Annotated in this window: 24 protein-coding genes; 18 read left to right on the top strand and 6 right to left on the bottom strand. The window is 33.0% G+C overall.

Annotated elements, in window-relative coordinates; all coding sequences use genetic code 11:
- Positions 1 to 10 precede the first annotated feature (10 nt).
- The 4 genes from ACRBBL_RS13690 to ACRBBL_RS13675 all read right to left on the bottom strand — a co-directional run bounded on the left by ACRBBL_RS13690 (position 11) and on the right by ACRBBL_RS13675 (position 2,098).
- Positions 11 to 418: a hypothetical protein gene (locus tag ACRBBL_RS13690; RefSeq protein WP_431369629.1), complete on the bottom strand. Its 408-nt coding sequence runs from the start codon at positions 416 to 418 to the stop codon at positions 11 to 13.
- The gene (locus ACRBBL_RS13685) at positions 418 to 627 is read right to left on the bottom strand and encodes a putative signal transducing protein (protein WP_431369628.1); all 210 of its coding nucleotides are present in this window, start codon (positions 625 to 627) and stop codon (positions 418 to 420) included. Before ACRBBL_RS13685 ends, ACRBBL_RS13690 begins: the two co-directional genes overlap by 1 nt.
- A 143-nt stretch (positions 628 to 770) precedes the next feature.
- A complete protein-coding gene (locus ACRBBL_RS13680; protein ID WP_431369627.1) occupies positions 771 to 1,256 on the bottom strand; it encodes a DUF5763 domain-containing protein in 486 nt (161 codons plus the stop codon).
- Between the two features lie 137 nt (positions 1,257 to 1,393).
- Positions 1,394 to 2,098 carry a DUF4197 domain-containing protein gene (locus tag ACRBBL_RS13675; RefSeq protein WP_431369626.1) on the bottom strand — a complete coding sequence of 235 codons (705 nt, stop codon included), beginning with the start codon at positions 2,096 to 2,098 and terminating at the stop codon, positions 1,394 to 1,396.
- Between the two features lie 157 nt (positions 2,099 to 2,255).
- On the opposite strand from ACRBBL_RS13675, the gene ACRBBL_RS13670 reads away from it, so the two are divergent.
- The 5 genes from ACRBBL_RS13670 (at position 2,256) to ACRBBL_RS13650 (ending at position 10,074) form a co-directional block, all read left to right on the top strand.
- Positions 2,256 to 3,197 (top strand): MBL fold metallo-hydrolase, encoded by a 942-nt coding sequence (locus ACRBBL_RS13670; RefSeq protein ID WP_431369625.1) that lies wholly within the window; start codon positions 2,256 to 2,258, stop codon positions 3,195 to 3,197.
- A gap of 56 nt (positions 3,198 to 3,253) precedes the next feature.
- A complete protein-coding gene (locus ACRBBL_RS13665) occupies positions 3,254 to 4,138 on the top strand; it encodes an alpha/beta hydrolase fold domain-containing protein (RefSeq protein ID WP_431369624.1) in 885 nt (294 codons plus the stop codon).
- 221 nt (positions 4,139 to 4,359) lie between these two features.
- Positions 4,360 to 7,800, top strand: a complete 3,441-nt coding sequence (locus ACRBBL_RS13660) for a methylmalonyl-CoA mutase family protein (RefSeq protein WP_431369623.1) — start codon at positions 4,360 to 4,362, stop codon at positions 7,798 to 7,800.
- Positions 7,801 to 8,360: 560 nt separating this feature from the next.
- On the top strand, positions 8,361 to 8,540 hold the full coding sequence (locus tag ACRBBL_RS13655) for a hypothetical protein (protein WP_431369622.1): 180 nt from the start codon (positions 8,361 to 8,363) through the stop codon (positions 8,538 to 8,540).
- Between the two features lie 103 nt (positions 8,541 to 8,643).
- Positions 8,644 to 10,074, top strand: coding sequence for a hypothetical protein (locus ACRBBL_RS13650; protein ID WP_431369621.1), 1,431 nt, complete (start codon positions 8,644 to 8,646; stop codon positions 10,072 to 10,074).
- Between the two features lie 74 nt (positions 10,075 to 10,148).
- Here the strand turns inward: ACRBBL_RS13650 and ACRBBL_RS13645 are convergent, their stop codons facing one another.
- Entirely contained in the window at positions 10,149 to 11,255 is a 1,107-nt protein-coding gene (locus ACRBBL_RS13645) for a helix-turn-helix domain-containing protein (protein WP_431369620.1), read from the bottom strand.
- Positions 11,256 to 11,525: 270 nt separating this feature from the next.
- Here ACRBBL_RS13645 and ACRBBL_RS13640 point away from each other — a divergent pair, with 270 nt between their 5' ends.
- From ACRBBL_RS13640 to ACRBBL_RS13615, 6 genes are all read left to right on the top strand, one after another.
- Positions 11,526 to 11,759, top strand: a complete 234-nt coding sequence (locus ACRBBL_RS13640) for a class I lanthipeptide (RefSeq protein WP_431369619.1) — start codon at positions 11,526 to 11,528, stop codon at positions 11,757 to 11,759.
- A gap of 201 nt (positions 11,760 to 11,960) precedes the next feature.
- A complete protein-coding gene (locus ACRBBL_RS13635; RefSeq protein ID WP_431369618.1) occupies positions 11,961 to 12,197 on the top strand; it encodes a hypothetical protein in 237 nt (78 codons plus the stop codon).
- Positions 12,198 to 12,535: 338 nt separating this feature from the next.
- On the top strand, positions 12,536 to 12,748 hold the full coding sequence (locus ACRBBL_RS13630) for a hypothetical protein (RefSeq protein ID WP_431369617.1): 213 nt from the start codon (positions 12,536 to 12,538) through the stop codon (positions 12,746 to 12,748).
- Positions 12,749 to 12,977: 229 nt separating this feature from the next.
- A complete protein-coding gene (locus ACRBBL_RS13625; RefSeq protein ID WP_431369616.1) occupies positions 12,978 to 13,208 on the top strand; it encodes a hypothetical protein in 231 nt (76 codons plus the stop codon).
- 173 nt (positions 13,209 to 13,381) lie between these two features.
- Positions 13,382 to 13,540, top strand: a complete 159-nt coding sequence (locus tag ACRBBL_RS13620) for a hypothetical protein (protein WP_431369615.1) — start codon at positions 13,382 to 13,384, stop codon at positions 13,538 to 13,540.
- Positions 13,541 to 13,702: 162 nt separating this feature from the next.
- The gene (locus ACRBBL_RS13615; RefSeq protein ID WP_431369614.1) at positions 13,703 to 13,861 is read left to right on the top strand and encodes a hypothetical protein; all 159 of its coding nucleotides are present in this window, start codon (positions 13,703 to 13,705) and stop codon (positions 13,859 to 13,861) included.
- 76 nt (positions 13,862 to 13,937) lie between these two features.
- Here ACRBBL_RS13615 and ACRBBL_RS13610 read toward each other — a convergent pair whose 3' ends face one another.
- Positions 13,938 to 14,654, bottom strand: a complete 717-nt coding sequence (locus tag ACRBBL_RS13610; protein WP_431369613.1) for a hypothetical protein — start codon at positions 14,652 to 14,654, stop codon at positions 13,938 to 13,940.
- A gap of 107 nt (positions 14,655 to 14,761) precedes the next feature.
- Here ACRBBL_RS13610 and ACRBBL_RS13605 point away from each other — a divergent pair, with 107 nt between their 5' ends.
- The 7 genes from ACRBBL_RS13605 to ACRBBL_RS13575 all read left to right on the top strand — a co-directional run bounded on the left by ACRBBL_RS13605 (position 14,762) and on the right by ACRBBL_RS13575 (position 20,528).
- Positions 14,762 to 15,895: a hypothetical protein gene (locus ACRBBL_RS13605; protein ID WP_431369612.1), complete on the top strand. Its 1,134-nt coding sequence runs from the start codon at positions 14,762 to 14,764 to the stop codon at positions 15,893 to 15,895.
- 76 nt (positions 15,896 to 15,971) lie between these two features.
- Positions 15,972 to 16,415 (top strand): hypothetical protein, encoded by a 444-nt coding sequence (locus tag ACRBBL_RS13600; protein ID WP_431369611.1) that lies wholly within the window; start codon positions 15,972 to 15,974, stop codon positions 16,413 to 16,415.
- A gap of 115 nt (positions 16,416 to 16,530) precedes the next feature.
- On the top strand, positions 16,531 to 18,132 hold the full coding sequence (locus ACRBBL_RS13595) for an alanine/glycine:cation symporter family protein (protein ID WP_431369610.1): 1,602 nt from the start codon (positions 16,531 to 16,533) through the stop codon (positions 18,130 to 18,132).
- Positions 18,133 to 18,191: 59 nt separating this feature from the next.
- Positions 18,192 to 18,506 carry a YbjQ family protein gene (locus ACRBBL_RS13590; protein ID WP_431369609.1) on the top strand — a complete coding sequence of 105 codons (315 nt, stop codon included), beginning with the start codon at positions 18,192 to 18,194 and terminating at the stop codon, positions 18,504 to 18,506.
- Between the two features lie 433 nt (positions 18,507 to 18,939).
- Complete coding sequence (locus tag ACRBBL_RS13585; protein WP_431369608.1) at positions 18,940 to 19,479, top strand: sigma-70 family RNA polymerase sigma factor; 540 nt, start codon at positions 18,940 to 18,942, stop codon at positions 19,477 to 19,479.
- Between the two features lie 83 nt (positions 19,480 to 19,562).
- Positions 19,563 to 20,165: a methyltransferase family protein gene (locus ACRBBL_RS13580; RefSeq protein WP_431369607.1), complete on the top strand. Its 603-nt coding sequence runs from the start codon at positions 19,563 to 19,565 to the stop codon at positions 20,163 to 20,165.
- 165 nt (positions 20,166 to 20,330) lie between these two features.
- A complete protein-coding gene (locus tag ACRBBL_RS13575; protein ID WP_431369606.1) occupies positions 20,331 to 20,528 on the top strand; it encodes a hypothetical protein in 198 nt (65 codons plus the stop codon).
- Positions 20,529 to 20,560 lie beyond the last annotated feature (32 nt).

Below are 20,560 nucleotides of genomic sequence, written 5' to 3'. Positions count from 1 at the left end.
GTAAGCTTTATTATGACTTATTCTTCTTTAACTTGATGTAGCAATCCACATAAAAAACCACTACCATAACCAAAAATGGAATGGCAGAAATAGTAGTTTCTTTTTGAAATGTTGTCAAAAATGATAACATATAAATTAGTGGAACAGTAACAAGAAATGGTGAAATTAATAACAGCCATATTTTATAACCTGTTAAGGTGCGCAATCCTAAGAATAAAAATAATAGTTGTCCAGCAATAACTGCTAAAAAAGGTAAAAACAATACGAAGTCGTTACGTTGCAAAATGCTGAAAATATCTGCAATCATAAAAAATTCAAATAAAACCAAAGGACCGCCAACATGCCTACCATACATTATTATAAAAAAAGAAGAAACAATAACAGCAAGGAAAACCCAGCGACTTATGCGCAATTTCATCAAGCTTGTTTTAAATCAGCGAGTAGAGGAAGTGCTTTTTCTACATCTTTTTTATCGACATATAATTCAATACTTCCACCGAGCATTCCTGCATAAGAAGAATCCATTTTGTTGATTTCGAAGAAGTTGATGCCTGCTTCATGTAAGATGTTTTTAGCATCCATAATTTCAATTTGAATATTACTTGTATATATTTTGACTCTATCCATAAAAATTTGTTTTGTTGAGTTATTAAGATACGAATTTTTAGTGAATTTTACTAGCTTCTACAATGCTTATTTCTACAGAATTCAAAGGCTTTAAAAGCGCTCTTTGGGTTCTTTTATTAATAAGTTAGTTAATTGTTTGAAAATCAATTGTGTTGATAGCAATAGTTACCGTTTTTCACTTTTCGCTTACAGCGTTTCCCTGATTTTGTTTTTCCACGACATTGCGAAGTAGTTGAAGTTTTTGTAGAATCTCGCTTGGGCGGAATCGGACTGCTATTCTGTTTTGTATGTTGAAAACAATAGCCGTTAGCCAAATGTGTTTGATGTTTGCAACGTTTTCCTTTCTGTGTAATTCCTTTACATTGTACACTTTTTGATTTCCCAACCGATTTATCACTGAACGCATTTCCCTTTTTTAATTTGTTTTTCGATGGTGGTTTGCAAATCTTGCAAGGAGTCAATCGATATGTATCAATTTCTGCTACACCAGATAACTTACTAGAAACATTTTCCACCATTTTGCACGAACTCAAATGATATCGTACTCCCGAAGGTGTTTTATAGACATCTTGAGCATGAACTTGCAAAGAAAGTGCAAGTAGAAAAATGATGGTGAATAGGTGTTTCATGTTGAATTAAAACAATTCATAAAATTAGTAGAAAGAAACAATTTAGTTTTACGGTTTTCCACAAACAAAAAAACACCATTACAAGAATCAAAAATCTCACAATGGTGTTTTGTATATTTTAACTAGCAACCAAGAACCTAATCTTGCAATGCAAAAACTTTCCTCAACAAATCAGTTGTTCTCGATCCTACTTTCGTGCGAATCTTTTGCTCTTCTACAGCAATCATAGTATACACTCCTTTTAATGCTTCTGTAGTTACATAATCCGTTAAATCTGGATTTACCTTACTCACTAATGGAATCTTATTATAATTGTTAATCAAAGTTGCCCAAATTTTATCGGCACCAACTTTTGCAAACGAATTCTGAATTACTGGTTGAAACTTATTGTATAATGCAGTTGTTGTTTTTCCTTGTAAATACTGAGTCGCAGCGTCATTATTCCCTAATAAAATATTCTTAGCATCTGCAAACGTAATATCTTTTACAGCATTCACAAAAATTGGAGTTGCTTCTTTTACAGCATCTTCTGCTGCTCTATTCAACATTTTAATTCCGTCATCAGCTAAACTTCCCAAACCGATATCACGCAAGGTTTTATCAACTTTTCTCAGTTCTTCCGGCATTAAAATTTTCACAAGACTATTTCCGTAAAAACCATCTTTCAAAGTTAATTTTTGTACTTGCTTGTCAATTCCAAAATCCAAGGCTTGACGCAATCCTGCTGCAATATCAGCATTTCCTAATGTTCCGCCTTGAGGCAATTGATTCACTATTCCTTGCAATTCTGAACAAGAATTGAACATAAGTAAACCAACAAAGGCAATAAGTATTTTCTTCATCTATTTAATATATTTAGGTTTTATATAATTTAATCGTTTACAAAATACGTACCACAAAAGTACATGAATTATCATTAAGATTCTTTATTTGTGTAACATGAAATATAATCGTCATGACTTTCGTCAAAAAAATAATATCTTACCAAAAAATATACCGATGAAAAAAGCTTGGTTACTTCTTATTCCGTTTTTCTTTATGAATTGTCAACAAGAAAAGAAAACGTCTCCAACCGATAAGCTTTCTCATCAATACTTAACAGTATTAGGAACTGCACAGGATGCTGGTTATCCACAAATCAACTGTAACAAATCGTGTTGCCAACCGTATCATGAAGGAAAAGTAGCAAAGAAATTGATTTCTTGTTTGGGTTTAATTGATCTCAAAGCAAATAAAAAATGGTTGTTTGATGCTACACCCGATATCACACAACAAATCCAAAACCTTTCCAATCATCTTGAAACCACAAATGTAATTGACGGTGTTTTTCTAACGCATGCACATATTGGTCATTACACCGGACTCATGTTTTTTGGACGTGAAGCTATGGGCGCAACAAAAGTTCCTGTCTACACAATGCCAAAAATGAAAAGCTACTTAGAAACAAACGGACCTTGGAGTCAGTTAGTTGCTTTAAAAAATATTGATCTTAAAAAATTGGTGCATAACACTGCTGTAGATTTGACAAACGGACTTAAAATAACGCCTTTTCTAGTACCACATCGTGATGAATTCTCAGAAACGGTCGGTTATAAAATTGAAGGAAAACAGAAATCAGCATTATTTATTCCAGACATTAACAAATGGCATCTTTGGGGAAAAAATATTGTAGAAGAAGTTAAAAAAGTAGACTATGCTTTTTTAGATGCAACATTCTTCAAAGAAGGCGAAATTCCAAGACCAATGAGCGAAGTACCGCATCCGTTTATTGTAGAAACCGTAAAACTCTTTGAAAACGAAGACAAAGCAACAAAAAACAAAGTCATATTTATTCACTTCAATCATTCAAATCCTGCATTGCAAAACAGCAATAAACTTAAAAGCGATTTAGAAAAGCAAGGTTTCCAATTTGCAGAAGAAGGAATGCGTGTTGGATTGTGAAAAATTTGAAATCTTCATTGCAGAGAAAAATAATATTTTATTGAAAATTTATACAAATGAAACAAAGTCTTTCATATTACCTGACCAAGATTGTTATAAAATTAAAAGGAATCAAAAAAACATTCAGTCAAGATCCAATAGATTTCAAAAAAATAAGAAACGAAGACATTCACTTTCCAAAAAGCAGATTTTTTAAAAAATATTCCAAAAAGTTTCAAATAGAAAATACAATAATTACCGAGGTGAAAACCAACAATGCAACCAATAAATTAGTGTTATTCATACACGGAGGCGCTTTTATCTCAGGACCTGTAAAACATCATTGGGACACTATAAAAACAATTGCTAGAAATGGAAATTGTGTTGTTTGGATGTGTGATTATCCCAAAGCTCCCGAATATAAAATAAAAGAAATTTCAAAAAATATTGATGCTGTATATCATCAAGCAATGCAAGCTTACAAACCAAGTCAAATAACACTTTTAGGTGATTCTGTTGGCGGAACGTTAATCACAGCACTCACACAAAGATTACTCACACAAAAAATAGCACTTCCGCAAAAACTCATACTCATTTGCCCAGTCATGGATGCAACCATGCAAAATCCAGAAATTGAAACATTAGATGAAATTGATCCTATACTGTCAAAAGTTGGTGTTTTAAGTGCCAAAAAAATGTGTGTAGGTGAAAAAGGTTTAAACAACCCAATAATTTCACCGTTACATGGAAGTTTTACAGGGTTTCCAAAAACAATCTTATGTGTTGCCGATCATGACATTATGTATCCAGATCAATTAATCACCATTGATAAAATGAAGCAATCAGAAGTGCCACTAACCATTATAAAAGGCGAGAACATGCCACATATTTGGCCGTTATTGCCTGTTATGAAAGAAGCAAAAAACACATTGCAAGAACTGATAAGTCATCTAAACAAATAAAGCATTTTTCATTCATGTTACCCCGTTCCAATTCTGTAGTACATAGGTCAAACATTCTCAACTACAGTTTGCAAAACCTTGATTTTCGATTCATAGAAAAAATAAGTGATTCTTGCCGTAAAATTTCAAAAACTCGATTTCTTATATATTTCTTAAAAAATGTTCGATTTTTTTGAATATTCCGTAAATTGCACCCTCAAAATAGATACTTCATTACAGATATGGAACAAGCGCAACCCTACAAACCGACTTATAAAGTACGAATCGTAACTGCTGCATCACTCTTTGATGGACACGATGCTGCCATTAATATCATGCGAAGAATTATTCAATCAACTGGAGTTGAGGTAATTCATTTAGGGCACGATAGAAGTGTGGAAGAAGTTGTAAATACAGCAATCCAAGAAGATGCAAACGCAATTGCAATGACTTCGTACCAAGGCGGACACAATGAGTACTTTAAATATATGTACGATTTGTTACAAGAAAGAGGCGCAGGACACATCAAAATATTTGGTGGCGGTGGCGGAGTAATTCTTCCAGAAGAAATCAAAGATTTAATGGAGTATGGAATTACACGTATCTATTCGCCAGATGATGGACGTGAAATGGGACTGCAAGGAATGATTAACGATTTGGTTCAAAAATCTGATTATGCTATTGGAGATTCACTAAATGGAGAAGTAAACATTCTACACGAAAAAAATCCAAAAGCGATTGCTAGAGTTATTTCTTCGGCAGAAAACTTTCCTGACGTTGCAAAAGACGCTTTAGATATCATTCACGAAAAAAATAAAACATCACAGACACCAGTTTTAGGAATTACAGGAACTGGTGGTGCAGGAAAATCAAGTTTAGTAGACGAATTAGTACGTCGTTTTTTAATTGACTTTCCAGAAAAAACAATAGGATTAATCTCGGTTGATCCATCAAAACGTAAAACAGGCGGAGCTTTACTTGGAGATCGTATTCGTATGAACGCGATCAACTCTCCAAGAGTGTATATGCGTAGTTTGGCAACTCGTCAATCGAATTTAGCATTGTCTAAATATGTAAACGAAGCGGTTCAAGTATTAAAAGCAGCAGAATACGATATCATCATTCTTGAAACGTCTGGAATTGGACAATCGGATACAGAAATCATGGAACACAGTGACGTGGCTTTATATGTGATGACACCAGAATTTGGTGCAGCTACGCAATTGGAAAAAATTGACATGCTTGATTTTGCTGATTTAGTTGCCATCAACAAATTTGACAAAAGAGGTTCACTTGATGCGTTGCGCGATGTAAAAAAACAATACATGCGTAACAACAATCTTTGGGACGTTCACCAAGATGATTTACCTGTATACGGAACTATTGCTTCACAGTTTAACGATCCAGGAATGAATACCTTGTACAAAGCTGTGATGGATAAATTGGTAGAAAAAACAAAAGCAGATTTAAAATCTACCTCAAAGATTTCTAGTGAAATGAGCGAGAAAATTTTCGTCATTCCACCATCAAGAACACGGTATTTATCTGAAATTGCAGAAAACAATAGAGCCTACGACAAAAAAGCAGACGCACAAGTTGAAGTTGCGCAGCGTTTATATGGAATCTATAAAACAATCGGATCGATAACGAATGTCACATCGAGCGCAGTCGAGATGTCGTTTATGTCGAAAACAGGTTTGGATGAAACAATCATTTTAGACCGATTAGACAACGAAGCAGATATTGATCTAGTAAAATTATTACTTAAAGAATTCGATCGTGTCAAGCTTAACCTTGATCCGTACAACTGGGAAATTATCAACGGTTGGAATGAAAAAGTAAACAAATACAAAAATCCGATCTACACGTTTAAAGTTCGTGACAAAGAGATCAAAATTAATACACATACCGAATCCTTATCACACGTACAAATACCAAAAGTTGCTTTGCCAAAGTATCAAGCTTGGGGAGACATTTTAAAATGGTGTTTGCAAGAAAACGTACCAGGAGAATTTCCATACACGTCAGGATTATATCCTTTTAAACGTACAGGAGAAGATCCAGCGCGTATGTTTGCAGGAGAAGGTGGTCCAGAACGTACCAACAAACGTTTCCATTATGTAAGTGAGGGAATGCCTGCAAAACGTTTGTCAACGGCGTTTGATAGTGTAACTTTATACGGAAACGATCCAGATTTACGACCAGATATTTATGGTAAAATTGGAAATGCAGGAGTTTCTATCTGCTGTTTAGATGATGCAAAAAAGCTATACTCAGGATTTGATTTAGCAGATAAAATGACATCGGTGAGTATGACCATCAATGGTCCTGCACCAATGTTGTTAGGTTTCTTTATGAATGCAGCTATCGATCAGCAATGTGAAAAATACATCAAAGAGAACGGATTAGAAAAACAAGTAGAAGCAAAAATTGCAGCAATCTACAAAGGAAAAGAACGTCCACAATACAATGGCGATTTACCAGAAGGAAACGATGGTTTAGGTTTAATGCTTTTGGGAGTTACTGGAGATCAAGTATTGCCAGCAGATGTATATGCAGATATCAAAGTAAAAACCATTGCGCAAGTTCGTGGAACGGTTCAAGCAGATATCTTAAAAGAAGATCAAGCACAAAACACCTGTATCTTCTCTACAGAATTTGCGTTGCGATTGATGGGAGACGTACAAGAATATTTCATCGAAAACAATGTGCGTAACTTTTATTCGGTTTCTATTTCTGGATATCATATCGCGGAAGCAGGTGCAAACCCAATTACGCAGTTAGCATTGACATTATCAAACGGATTCACGTATGTAGAATACTATTTGAGTAGAGGAATGGACATCAATAAATTTGGTCCAAACTTATCGTTCTTCTTCTCTAACGGAATCGATCCTGAATATTCAGTAATTGGTCGTGTAGCACGTAAAATTTGGTCAAAAGCTTTAAAACATAAATACGGAGCAAATGCAAGAGCGCAAATGCTTAAATATCACATTCAGACTTCTGGACGTAGTTTACACGCACAGGAAATTGATTTCAATGACATTCGTACCACATTACAAGCATTATATGCTATTTACGATAACTGTAACTCGTTGCACACAAATGCGTATGACGAAGCTATTACAACGCCAACAGAAGAGTCGGTTCGTAGAGCGATGGCAATTCAGTTAATCATCAATAAAGAATTAGGATTGGCTAAAAACGAAAATCCAATTCAAGGTTCGTTTATTATTGAAGAATTGACAGACTTGGTAGAAGAAGCTGTCTTGACAGAATTTGACAGAATCACAGAACGTGGAGGTGTATTAGGAGCGATGGAAACGATGTATCAACGTTCAAAAATTCAAGAAGAAAGTTTATACTACGAAACCTTAAAACATAACGGACAATTCCCAATTATTGGAGTGAACACATTCTTAAGTAGTAAAGGCTCGCCAACGGTGGTGCCAAAAGAAGTTATTCGTGCTACGGAAGAAGAAAAACAATATCAAATCACGATACTAGAAAATCTACATAAAGCACACAATTCGGAAGAGTTACTTCATGATTTACAGCTAAAAGCAGTAAACAACGAAAACATATTTGAAGCGTTGATGGAAGTGTGTAAAGTATGTTCATTAGGGCAGATTACTGCTTCATTATTTGAAGTTGGTGGACAATACCGAAGAAATATGTAGTTTTAACTAAGTAGAAAATATATCATACCAAAAATGTATAAATCGTGTCGGTTTATACATTTTTTTTATACAACAATTTAAAAGAAAGTACCTTCGAATTAATAAAACTAAAACTAGGAGCATATTTTATGAGGTAAAACTATTCTTAATTAGGAATGGTACTACTCGTAAATCTTCATAATTATAAACAAAAACCTAAATATGATGATTCTGTACATACAGAAGATTCAAGAGTTATATTTATTTATTGAAATGCTGATACATGAGACTTCTCAGGGCAACCGTATACGCGGCGAGAGGTCTCCATCAGTCCAATACAATTCATTAAACGAATTGTTTAAAATAGTTAGTAGTTTGGCGACCTAACGAAAAGTGTTACAGTGCGTTTTTAGTCTTTACGTAATGTGGCACTTTTTATTTTTGTAAAGCATCAATAAGGAATATACTTTATGAAAATATTACAAAATAATGGTAGTTTTGAAGGTGTATTTGTCATAATTGCAACTGTTGTTTTCTATAAGTTTATTAATTGCCATTAATTAACTCAAAAATTTATAATCATGAAAAAACAAACATTCAAGAAGTTGACATTAAAGAAAGCACAAATTTCTAAATTAGAAAATATTAACGGAGGCGCTCAAGACGCAGAAGAAGATCATGGGGTAGGACATTGGTTAAAGACATGTTTAGGGGACGCTTGTCCATTTACAGAATTTATTATCTGTCCAGGAAGAGCATAATTATTTTCACATATTACAAAAGCCATTGATCTATGATTAATGGCTTTTTTTATTTTTCAAATTTTAGCAGTCAAATAGTTTGAAAAAACACAAAATGTTAAAAATGAGCATGCTTACTCTTAATTCTGTAACTTTAAAGAAAGTATTGTATATGCGTAGTGTATTTCTCTTTCTGCTTAATTTTTATATGCTTGTCGGATTGGCGCAAACAAATCGTTTTGAAAAAGGTAAAATAGTAAACTCGATTTCGGTGCAAAACAGTTCGGAAACCTATGCTTTGTATTTGCCTAATTCCTTTGATGAAACCAAACTTTCTGCTGTTGTTTTTGTATTTGACCCGAGTGGAAATGGCGCTAATGGAATGCAATCTTTTATCGCTTCCGCGGAAAAGTTCAATTACATTTTAATTGCTTCAAACAATACAAAAAACGGAGTTGCCTACGAAATCAATTTTGAGATCACAAACCGATTGTTTGCAACTGTTTTTTCTGAATTTAAAATAGATGAAAAACAAATCTATGCTGCTGGTTTTTCTGGCGGATCGCGTTTAGCAACAGCTATTGCAGCATTGACAGGTAAAGTACAAGGAGTTATTGCCTGTGGCGCAGGTTTGGCAATTAATAAATCATTCACGCCAAAGAAAGAAATGTTCTCTTTTGTTGGTTTGGTTGGGGATGAAGATATGAACTATCAGGAAATGTTCAACACAAAAGCATTGCTAGATAAGTTTGAAGTAGATAATGAATTATTTGTTTACAACGATACACATCGTTGGCCTCCAAGCGAGCAAATTGAACGTGCATTTGGTTGGTTGCAATTACAAGCATATAAAAAAAACATTCGAAGTGTGGATTCACAATTTGTGCAATCGTATTTTGAAACACAATATGCCATTGCCGATTCATTAGTCATTCACAACAAATTCAGATCTGTACGAGAATACGAAAGTATTATAAAAAACTTTACACCGTATTTTGAGTTGAAAGCAGCGCAACAAAAAGCAGAAGCTATCAAAAATTCTCCTGAATATAAAGATCAAATTGCCGAAAGAGCAGCCAACATTAAAGAAGAAAATGAATTGTATGAGAAGTTTTCAAAAGTCTATTCAAACGATATCTTAGCAGCCAAATCGGACGATAATTTCAAATGGTGGCGCAAAGAATTGAGACGACTTGACATTGATATTGAAAATGCGACAATGACGCCTAGAGGAAAAATGCTCAAGCGATTAAAATATTCAATCTTTGCAGGTGCATACGAATCTTCTATGGGATATATCTACGCAAAAAAGTACAAACACGCTTTGTATTGCGATCAATTGTTAGTGTATTTCAATCCAACACAAGCATATTGGTATTATAGAGTGGCGCAGAGTTATGCACGCAATGACGATTTTAAACACACCATCAGAAATTTAAAAAAAGCAAAAGAACTCGGATTGCAACGTTTTCAAGCCATTGAACAACTTCCATTATTTGCCAAATTCAAGCAAAAGAAAAAATTTAAAAAGCTATTTGAGGAAGATGCAAAGTAGATTATTTATACTATTTAGATTTTCCACAAAAGGACATTCAAGAAATCTTGATTCTATATTCATGAATCTTTTTATCAAGAATACTTCTTCTCAATATAACTTGAAGGTGTATCGTTCATTAATGATTTAAACGTTTTATTAAACGTCGACTTCGAATTAAATCCTGCATCCATCGCAATAGAAAGTAGGGTTTGTTTTTTGTGTTCGCCAGCTTCTATCTTCTTTAAAAATGTCTTCACACGAAACTCATTAACATATTCATAAAATGTTTTTTCATATACAGAATTCAACAACCACGATAAATTATTGGCAGAAGTATCTAGCTCTTTAGCAAGCGACTTCAAACTCAAATCAGAACGCATAAAAATTTGTTCTTCTTCAATTAGTAATTGTAGTTTCTTTTGTATGTTGGTCACTTCAGTCTTAGTCATTCGATCTCTAGTAGTTATTTTTCTCTCAATAGGCAAACGAATAATTTCTGGCTGTGTAAGGCTAAAATAACCAACTATAAATAGAAAAATAGTAATACAAATCCATATAAGTTTATAACTAATGATAGATTCAAAATTCCCTAATCCATACGTATTAAAAATTCCATAAGCCCAACAAACTGCAATGAGTGAAATTCCAAGTAAAACGAATGTTATGTAGCGAGCAATTTTATGGATGTACACACTAGAGTTTTCTACGCTTTTAAGATGTTTTACAATTTTATAGGATAAATAACTATATACAATAATTGAAACAACACCTGTGACTTCCATGGCTAAAAAAGCATAAAACATAATAGAAGTATAAGTTGAATTTACATACTCTTCAGTAGTGATAGAAAGTGTCCATATAAAATAAATAAACAATAGGAGAGAAGGGGTATAATGTTTAAATGACAATCTATTTTTTGGATGATTTCTAAACACCAATTTTCTAAAATACAGGTATAAAAAAGGACCAAATAAATACATGGTACATTCTGTTAAAATTGAACTCCGCCAAAACAATAAAGGATCTAACTGATAGCTTAGCATTTCTCTAGCAAAAATAGCTGTTGAGAATCCTATAATGATCATCAGTATCTTATTCGCTTTTTTATTTTTTTGTGAAATAAAATACAAAGAAATCATTAGGAATATACCTTGAACAATTCCTGAAAATAAGATAAGATCTATGAAAGTAAATGTCATTTTTTTTTAATTAAATATAATTAGAAATCACGTTGAAAAGTCTTAAAAAAATGATAATGGACCGAATGTATATCTAAAAAAACACTAGATACTCTTCAAGCCCTTTTTATGTAAGGAAAGACAAATCTTAAAAGATACGTGCAATTTATAAATTCATATAAATACTAAGGTGCGTATGTGTACAAATACACATGTTTAGAACGCTAATTCACTCTTTAAGAATGAGTAATAACTACTTTAGTTAATGCATAACATTAAAATTTATTTATTATGAAAAAAAAGAAAATTAAGGGATTGTCCCTAAACAAAAAATCTATTTCTAGTTTAAACAAAGATCAACTGCAAGGAGGAGCTTCTGCGTTTTGTACTAATGGCTGTTCTGATGGCTGTTCACCATTTCAAACTGCTTGGAATTGTACAAGAGGAAATTGTACAAATGATTGTACAGATGGATATAGCTGGATATGCACATTGTTAATAGGATGTGTTGATGATGAAAATTAATAAATCACCATTTTAAAGTTTAAATTTATACGATAGTGAAAAAGGGCTATTTTTTTGAAGAAGGTAGCTCTTCTTTTTTTTGGTGCTATTTAAAAAGCTACGTATTTAAGAATACAACTAAACGTACATGTAAGACAAAAGACGATTTATAAAACTTCATTTTCTAGTTTCGCTTCAATATTAATTTTTAAAACTATTATTATGAAAAAACAAAAAATTAGAACGTTAAACTTGTCCAAGAACTTAATTTCAAACTTAGGTAATTTAGATGTAGTAAGAGGCGGACTTGATGATGGTAATACTTTTAACTGTGGAAATTCTTTACAAGAATGTTTTACACATCATCCAAATTGTTTACAACCTTCTGACATTAGTGCTTGTTTGCTTTGTATGGAAGAATTTACAGAAGGTTGTGATACGACAGTAACATTCTGCTAAATTCTAAAAGCACTCTCAAGAGGCTGAATTTTAAAAAGTGTACATAGTATCATTTTGAACTTTATTTAGAATCTCTTAATGCTGACTTTTAGTATTAATGAGAAACCAAATATCAAATCGAGTTTGTCTCGTTCGGTAACTAAAAAGTTTGGATTGGTAATTTATCGCTCTTTAGAATGTAGCCTCTTTTTTTAGTACGAACTATAGGATATGCAATTCATAAATTCAACCCTATACCAGCAGAATTTGTATGCAAATGCACGGATTTGAGAGTGAAAAAACTGCTTAATTAAGAGGGTTTTATACTTTGGCTTCATTACAAATCAAAACATTTAATTATGAAAAAAAAGAATTTAAAAAACCTGAGTTTGAGTAAAAAGTTAGTATCAAATTTAAATGAACAAGCAGTCAGAGGAGGCGGAAGCGGTCATCCGATGTGTGTTAGCGATGCTTGTCCAACAAAAACCTTAGAAAAAGTGTGTTCAAATCACATGTGCGACTCACGATTAGGAGGTTGTCCAAGCTATTACTGTGTGGCTGGAGAGGAATAATACTGCTAATTTTAATCAATAATAACGAAAAAGGAATATCGAAATATATTCCTTTTTTTAACTTTTTATCTCGCGTAAAATTAACATTTCCACTTTCATGTAGGATTTAAAATCTTACCAGTTTTATGCGCTTACCTGTGCACAAAACGACATGTTTGTATGTATACACACTACTTTTAAGCTTGATTTTTTTAGATTAGGTTCAATATTAATTTTTAAAACCATTATTATGAAAAAGCGAAAAATTAAAAGTTTGTTGTTAAGCAAAAGAACCGTTTCTAAACTAGATAATCATGCATCTATTATAGGAGGTTATGAAACAAACCTTTGTAATTATTCAGACAATTTCACCAGATGTGAATCATTAGAACAGTGTGAATCTCGTGATCCATCCTGTTTAGAACCAACAGGAATAAGCGCTTGTATACGTTGTCTTGAAATATTTACAGAAGGTTGTTAACCTAGCTTTTTAGGACAATGTGAAACTAACGGACTTGAATGTCAGTAAAACTCTTTGATGAAAATGAACAAAGAAACAATTATTAAAGAATAATAACGAAAAAGGAATATCGAAAGGTGTTCCTTTTTTATTTTTTTGTATTTTATATATCGACAAACCAAAAACGTAAAGTCATGAAAAAAAGAACAATCAAAAGTTTAGCAATTAACAAGAAAACAATTTCGAAATTTAGTGCAATCGAAAAATTAAACGGAGGAAGAAATACTTCAAAAACAAGTTGTTTGTGTATGGATACTGTTTGCGAATGTGAAATGGATAGACCATTTCGTTAGAAACTAGTTAATAAGAATGAATTTTAAAGAATTTGCCTAAAAAGTTTATTAACACGTAATTCTGAACTTGATCCAGCTTCGGTTTTACAAGGTCTTGAATTTTTGGGCACGTTCTTTTTCAATTTTGTACTTTATTTATAACTAAAACCAAAACTTAAAATCATGAAAAAACAAACAATTAAAAATTTAGCGTTCAAGAAAAACACCATTTCTTCATTGAGTACTATTAAGCAATTAAAAGGAGGGAAAAACCCATCACAAACGAGTTGTTGGTGCAATCGAACTGAATGCGAGTGTGAAGCTGAAGATACATTCCGTTAAGAATAATATATTAGAAAATTAGTAGAAAAGGAATACTAGTTAGTGTTCCTTTTTTATTTACAGTTAAGAAAGCTGTTTATTTAAACGCTTTTCGAGTTCGTTTTCTAAGTTTAACAAGTCGATCTTTATAATACACCTTTAACTCGTCAACATACGTATATGGATTTTCATATTCGGTCAGTGTTTTGTATAAAGGAGAGTTTCTTAATTCGTCTATTTGTACTTTAAGCGCATCAATTTCGGTAACAATATGCGATGTTCCACTTGCGTGAATCGTTACAGATGCATTCGCTGTAAGTGGTGTTAAAGATGCATCACTAAAAATATGTGCGTGATATGCTTGCAAGGCTTTCAAATCACCTTCTTTATACACTTGAATCAACTTGGCAGTAACTTCCGTTGCCAATTCGGTTTGTTCAGGTTGCATCGAAAATGTATCAGGATGCACATAAAGCATTGCTTCTCTATACAAACGTTTTTTCTCTTTCGAATGACTTACATTTTCATCTTTACTAGATTTTGAAACTACTTGTAATCCTTTTGGTGCCACATAATTTTTACCACGTTGTTTCTGTTGCAAACGTTGTTGTTTCTTGGCAGATTTTAACTCTTTGTAAAGAATAGTCAACTCTTGTACTTCCACAATTTCGTCTGCTAAGTGCAAATGAATTAAATTTTTAAGCGCTTGCACTTTTTGTTCCATTGCATCATATTCTTTTTGCAGCTGTTCCAACTGCAATTTTAAATCAATTGCTTCAAGATTCGTTTGGATAGGAAGATTTTCTTCAGACATTTTACGAAAATACAATACAAAAACAAAAAAGCTTCTGTGAGTTTACAATTCATTATAAAATTGCACAATATTTTACCTACCTTTAAAACATCAATCAATAAAAAAACATGTACGCGCACATAGAATCTACCGTAACGGCATTGGTTTGTTTGCTAACTGCATTTGTCATTCAACGTATTTATGACAAAGAAGGAAAGCAACAAAGTCGAAACACTATAAGCGGAATCAAATGGTTTGGCTTGGCAATTTTTGCTTGGGGAATTGGCGCAATAGTTACGTTACTAGCTACAAAATATTTTCAAGTATCTGCAGATGCTAAATGGTTAGTGTATTGGGGCGTTTTTATTTCGCTTATCAATTCGCTGTTTATTCTGTTATCACTGCCATCTATAGAACATCAAAACAAGCGTAACATCATTGTACAAATTGTAGAACGCTTCTCAGTAAAAGAATTTGTAATGCTTTTTGGTGGAATTTTTAGCATGATTGCTTTTGTATTCATCGCGACTTCATATACAAATCCAGACATCAGCAGCAGCTTTATTTGGCTGATAGATATTCCAATTTCATTAGTAGTAGCGTTGGCCTTACTATATGAATTGAACAGTGCATTCATCAATCGAAACATGAAATTCATGTACTTACCATGCTTTTCATTGTTCGTTTTAATCATCATTGCGGTTTCCCACAGAATCATTCCGTACGAGCTCGTTCAAGAATACATCAGTTTATCTAATTGGAGTTTGCTCGGAATTATAACGGCAATTTCATTTAAATTCATCTTCATTCTACTATTTTCAATATTATTATATAGCTGGAAATTTCTTTCGGAAAAAGAACAACAACAATCCGAATTTGTAGTGCTTGAAGCAGAACGCAATACATTACGTGTAGAGAATGAGAAACTAAAAATAGCTAATGAAAGCCATATAGACACCATTCAATTCTTAACAAAAAAACTAAAAAGACAAGAGCAGAAAGTTTCCGAAATGCAAGAAGCTTCTAAAATTGTATTGTCCGATCGGCAAAAAGAAGTCTTGGCTAACTTAGGTATTTGTGGCGATAAAAAATCATACACCGAAATTGCCGAAGCCATGCACATAAGTGTTGATGGTTTTCAGGCGCATATCTATCAAATCAAAAAAATACTCAACATTAGCGGTTCAGGTGGAAAAGAACAACTGATTATGTATGCAATCGAAAATAACTTACTTCAATTTGCTACGATTGAATGTGGTTAAACAGAAGGAAACACTTTGCTAGACTTTGAATCAAGTGCAAAAACTACTAGATTCGCCAAAAATATAAAACAACTTCATGTTTGGAATCCTAAATTTTTTATTCGGTAAAAAAGTAAAAATAACAATCCCTAATTTGGGAATATTTGAAGCGCGCGTTAAAAGAGACAAGCAAAAAGAAATTACATGGGTAAGTGATGAAAATTCAACATATAGAAATAAAGAAGTATCGCTTTTATTACTTGGAAACTCAAAAGGACCGTACCCAACTCAAATAGAAGCTGCAAAATTTATACTAAAAGACGAAGAAAATATCAAATCCCAAATGGTGGACGAAATTTCAAAAGACATAAAACTACAAGAGAAATTTAAAGGCCAAAAAATAACTGATTACCGTTTAAAATGTATCTATCCATGGAATGAGAAGGAAACTCCTTATGAATTATCTTTTGAATCAAAAATAAATGATGAGTACATTGGAGTCATGCATACTGGCGAAAAAATAGAGAGCGTTTTCTTCTAAATAATTTAACTACTTAATCACATACTTAACTAGTACTACTTATAAAAACAGCACTACGTAACCTTTTGTAATACAGTACATAATTTCATCTTCGTACCAATCAAAAAACGAACAGATGAAATCAGTACAATTACTACTTCTTAGCCTATTGCTGCCCATTTTTGCAGCAGCGCAAGAAAGTTCACAATCCTTAGATGCGCGCATCAATGAAAACTTCAAAAATGCCACAAGTTGGTTTACCGATGCCATTTTTGCAGAGATTCCTATTACCAGCGAAGTCGGGATTCCTTGGGTATTAATTGTACTGATTATTGGAGCGAGTTACTTTACTATCTATTTCAAACTCATCAATATTCGCGGATTTTTCACAGCGATAAAAGTCGTAAAAGGTGATTATGACGATTTAGAAAGTAATCATAAAGTTGAGGTGTCTGAAGCTGTTTCAACTACTGAAACAAACGACAATCCAGATACAATTCGAGTAGAAGGAAACGAAGGTGAAGTATCGCACTTTCAAGCATTAACAGCAGCTTTGTCTGCTACTGTCGGACTCGGAAATATTGCAGGTGTTGCCATTGCTCTTTCCATTGGTGGACCTGGCGCAACGTTCTGGATGATTTTAGTCGGATTCTTAGGAATGGCTTCCAAATTTGTAGAATGTACACTTGGCGTAAAATATCGCGAAGTAGACGAAAACGGCGTTATATACGGCGGACCAATGTATTATTTAAGCAAAGGACTGCGTGAAAAAGGACTGAAACATTTGGGTAAAATTTTGGCAGTTGTATTTGCAATTATGTGTATTGGCGGATCGTTTGGTGGCGGAAACATGTTTCAAGTCAATCAAGCTTTTCAATTATTTCAATACGTAACTGGTGGCGAAGAAAGCATCTTTTATGGAAAAGGCTGGCTTTTCGGATTGATTATGGCAACTTTCGTTGGAATTGTTATTATTGGCGGAATCAAAAAAATAGCAAAAGTCACAGACAAAGTTGTACCGTTAATGGTAGCAACCTATGTACTTGCTATATTGATTATTCTCGGAATCAATTACCAAAGTATTCCAGCGGCATTTAGCGAAATTTTTAATGGAGCATTTAGTTATGAAGGTGTCGCAGGTGGATTTATTGGTGTGATGATTCAAGGTTTCAAACGTGCAGCTTTTTCCAATGAAGCAGGAATTGGTTCGTCGTCCATTGCGCATTCGGCTGTAAAAACTAACTATGCAGCGAGTGAAGGTTTGGTTGCTTTGCTTGAACCATTTATTGATACAGTAGTCGTTTGTACCATGACAGCACTTGTATTAATCATTACAGGGCAAATTACGGTAGGAACAGCAGTATCCTATGAACAAGGAGCTATACTAACTTCAAATGCGCTAGAAAGTGGAATCTCGTGGTTTCCGTATGTGTTAACGGTAGCGGTAATTTTATTTGCGTTTTCTTCAATGATTTCTTGGTCGTATTACGGACATCAAGCGTGGTCATATTTATTTGGACGAAGCAAAAAAGCAGAATACATATACAAAACTATCTTTTGCATTTTTGTTATTATTGGTGCAGCGGCAAGTTTGCAAGCTGTGGTCGATTTTGCAGACGCAATGGTATTCTCCATGTTGGTGCCAAATATGATCGGACTGTATCTATTGACACCAAAAGTGAAAGAAGAATTACTGCGATATAGAAATGCCATTCGTCAGAAGAGAACTAAAAAATAAGTATCTTTAAGTTGTAACAAATAGCTGTATTAAGCATCCTATTAGAAAAACATACACAAATGATTATTACAACAACAGAAAACATACCCAATAAAGAAATTACAGAAATATTAGGAGTTGCTAGAGGTAGTACGGTAAGAGCACGAAATATTGGAAGAGATATTTTTGCAGGACTAAAAAATATTGTCGGAGGAGAAATTGAAGAATACTCAAAACTACAAGCAGAATCAAGAGAGCAAGCTTTGCAAAGAATGGAACAAGATGCTGAAAGACTTGGTGCTGATGCTATTGTAAATGTTAGAATGACAACATCGATGGTAATGCAAGGTGCTTCTGAAATTTTGGCGTATGGAACCGCTGTGAAACTCACTTAGATATGAAAGCGGATACTATAATCACATTTATTTTCAGTCTTCCTGGATTATTTGTATTAATTATTCTAGGAGTCTTTTTATATCTTATTCAGAGGCGAATTCAAATCAAAGAAACAGAAGATTTTGAAAAGAGAGATAACTAAACACGATAGCGTGTAAAATGCTGAAAATAATTTTGTGTAAAAAAATATTTAAAAAATGCATCTTTTTAAGTCATCTTACGTCTACTGTGTGAACTTAAAAACAAAAAAGATGGAAAATCATAAAAACTGTACCTGTAACTGTGTAAGTTGTAAAAATGGACAATGCAATCAATGTACTTGTGAAAACTGTACTTGCACAAACTGTAATTGTTAAACAAATTATGAGATTGTCTTAGAAAAACTATTTATCTTTCTAAGACAATCTTTTTTTAATAAAATAAAGAATAAAAATGACTACTACAGAAATTTGGGAACGCTATGCAGATGATGTAAAACGTCTGATTATGAGTAAAGTGAAAGATGCACAAATTACAGACGATTTGGTGCAAGAAGTTTTCCTAAAAGTACATGCAAAATTAGAAACTGTGGCAGACGAACGCAAGATAAAACCATGGTTGTTAAGTGTCAGTAGAAATACAACGCTAGATTATTTTCGAAAGTCAAACAAAGAAGTTCCGTTAGAAAAAGAAGAAACCATTAGTATTTCGGAAGAGTATACGCATTCTGAGAAAGATTGCTTGCCAGGAATCATTAAAAATCTCCCAAAAAAATACAGAGATCCATTATTCTTATCAGACATTAAAGGGATCAAACAAGCAGCAATTGCTACACAACTCAAACTACCATTGGCAACAGTAAAATCACAAATTCAACGCGGACGAAAACTCATTGTTCAAGGATATATGGATTGCTGTGATTATAAACTAAATGACAAAGGGTTTTTAACAGGAGAAGTCAAAGACAAAAAAGAGTGTAAAGTGTGTAATTAAATAGTTAATGAGATAATCGTATTTAGAATTAAGATTTTTCGTTTTCTATTATCACACAGTTCATCTTCAAATAAAACACACAAATGGACACATTTTTATATTATTTTATTCCGATATTTTTTATCGGCTACTTTCTTATTGCTTTTATTTTAAAAAGTATCATCACCTCCAAAAAGATTGGGAAGTCAGCACTTGTAGTGCCTAAAGACGATTCTGCGTATGGCATTATTGGACGTTATTTTGGAAGTACTATTGTAGCCATACTTCTTTATATTGTACTAGTAACTTGGAAAACAGAATTTTTTCCTTCTTTTTTTAAGTACACTTTCGTGAATTATCTTGGAGTAATTTTACTGTTGATATCGTTACTAATTACCGTAATTGCGCAATATCAAATGAAAGATTCTTGGCGTATTGGAATTGATAAAGATGAAAAGACAAACTTAATTACAACTGGATTGTTTACTTTCTCGCGAAATCCAATATTTCTAGGAATGCTGTTGAGTTTATTAGGTTTGTTTTTAGTACAACCGAATTATGTAACGTTATCTTTCTTCATCATTGCAAACATTTTAATTCAAGTTCAAGTAAGGTTAGAAGAAGAACATTTACAAAAAGTTCACCCAAAAAAATATCAAGAATATAAAAATTGCGTAGGACGATTTTTTACTTTACAATTTTTCTAATTTTTTCAAGTTCACTACAGTTTCAACCTTTGTGATTTTAAACAACAAATAATCTAACATTTTAGAAACTCAGAATACCTTTTGAGAAACTCATTACTAAAATCAGTTTAAATTATGGATACATTCATGATATAAAATTAATACAAAACAGTAAAAATTTCAATCATGAAGAAAAAAAAAGTAAATAAACTTAAACTACAAAAAGTAAAAGTATCTCATTTAAAAGGTGGTGCGGAAAGTCAAAATGCAGCAAATGAACAACAACAAGCAATGACTTGGGGTTGTGCTAAAACAGTTTGGTGTACGTACAGTTGCTGGGTGTATTCATGTATATGTGATACAACAACGCATACAATGGCATAAAGACTAGGAGAGAGGGAAACCTCTCTTTTTCT

Source organism: Kordia sp. (genome assembly GCF_050633145.1).
Lineage (GTDB): Bacteria > Bacteroidota > Bacteroidia > Flavobacteriales > Flavobacteriaceae > Kordia.
The sequence above is the reverse complement of the archived record's forward strand: the minus strand, read 5'-3'. Positions and strand labels throughout refer to the sequence as shown.